Raw genomic sequence first — 1,688 nt, 5'->3', positions numbered from 1 at the left:
CCCGGCGCCCCGTCCGCCCCGCCCCGGTTCACCGTTCGACGACCCGCCCGTCCCCGCCACCTTCGACCTCCTGCGCGCGGCCCCCGCCCGGACCGACCTCTCGCCCGGCGTCCCCGACCTCGCCGCCTTCCCCCGCGCCGCCTGGCTGCGCGCCGAACGCGCCGTCCTGCACGACCTCGCCGCCCAGGACTTCGGCTACGGCGACCCGCGCGGAACCCCCGCCCTGCGCCGCGCCGTCGCCGACTGGCTCGGCCGCAGCCGGGGCATCCGCGCCGACCCGGAGGACGTCCTCATCGTGGCCGGGGCCGCCCAGGCGCTCGCGCTGACCGGCGAGGTGCTGCGGTCGGTCGGCCTCGACGTCGTCGCCGTGGAGGACCCGGGCTCGCTCGGCACCCGCCAGCACCTCGGCCACCGGGTCACCGCCACCCCGCCCGTCCCGGTCGACGCCGAGGGCATCCGGGTCGACGCGCTGCGCGCCACCGGCGCCCGCGCCGTCCTGCTCACGCCCGCCCACCAGTTCCCGACCGGCGTCGTGCTCGGCGGCGCCCGGCGGCGCGAACTGCTCCGGTGGGCGGCGGAGGGCGGGCTCGTCATCGAGGACGACTACGACGCCGAGCACCGCTACGACCGCGCGCCGGTTCCCGCGCTGCGCGGCGTCCTCCCCGAACAGATCCTCTACCTCGGCAGCGTCTCCAAGCTCCTCGCCCCCGCCCTGCGCACCGGCTGGATGCTCGCCCCCGCCCGCTACCGGGACCTCCTGGTCGACGCCAAGCGGCTCGGCGACCTCGGCAACCCCGCACTGCCGCAACTCGTCCTCGCCCGGCTGATGGACTCCGGCGCGCTGGAACGCCACCTGCGGCTGCTGCGCCCGCGCCACCGGCGCCGGCGCGACGCGATGACCGCGGCCATCCGCACCCACCTGCCCGGCGCCGTGGTCCACGGCGCGGCGGCCGGGCTGCACCTCATGATCACTTTTCCCGGCGGCCTGACCTGCACGGACACCGAGCTCGCCACGGCGGCGCTGGGCCACGGCGTCAAGGTGCAGCCGCTCTCCTGGCACGCCCGGCTGCCGCACCCGCCCGGGCTGGTCCTCGGTTACGCGGCCGGTGCGCCCGGTGAGATCGAGGAGGGCGTCGCCGTCCTCGGACGGCTGCTCCGGGAGGCGGGAGGACCGCTCCCGGGGTGAGGCTGCTGGTGTCACGCCGCGCCCGCCCCGCCACCGCGGGCCGGGTGCCCCGGGCCGAACCCGGGCGCGAGCCGCTCCCGGGCCCCGGTGCCCGGCCCCGGCCGCCCGGGTCCCGACCGCCCGGACCCGACCGACCAAGGGAGGCCGGATGCCGATACCCCGCCGCACGATCCGTGTCGCGCTCCTCGCCCTGCTGCTCTCCGCCCTGGCGACGTCCGCCCCGTTCGGCCTGTCCGCGCAGGGAGGCGCCGCCCAGCCGCCGCGCCCCGCCGAACCCCGGACCGGACCCGGGCCGACGGCTCCGACCGCGCACGCCACCCCCACGGAGAGGACGACCCCCGTGTCCGCCATCGACTCGCGCCAACTCGCCGGCCGCCGCGTCATCTACTCCTACCCCGGCCCGACCCCGCCGCCCGAACTGCTCGCCACCATCCGCGCGGGCCGCGCCGCCGGCGTCATCTTCTTCAAGGAGAACGCCCCCACGCCGCCCGAGCTCCAGGCG

General features: G+C 78.7%; 1 protein-coding gene and 1 pseudogene. Both read left to right on the top strand.

From position 1 onward, the window contains the following. On the top strand, window positions 1–1,186 hold a 1,186-nt coding region (locus ABD308_RS24415; protein ID WP_344338610.1), incomplete at its 5' end, for an aminotransferase-like domain-containing protein. 148 nt (window positions 1,187–1,334) lie between these two features. Beyond that, window positions 1,335–1,688, top strand: a pseudogene (locus tag ABD308_RS24410) (hypothetical protein); the annotation flags it as partial.

Origin of the sequence: Kitasatospora putterlickiae (assembly GCF_039527695.1) — a bacterium.
GTDB classification, from domain to species: Bacteria; Actinomycetota; Actinomycetes; order Streptomycetales; family Streptomycetaceae; genus Kitasatospora; species Kitasatospora putterlickiae.
The sequence above is the reverse complement of the archived record's forward strand: the minus strand, read 5'-3'. Positions and strand labels throughout refer to the sequence as shown.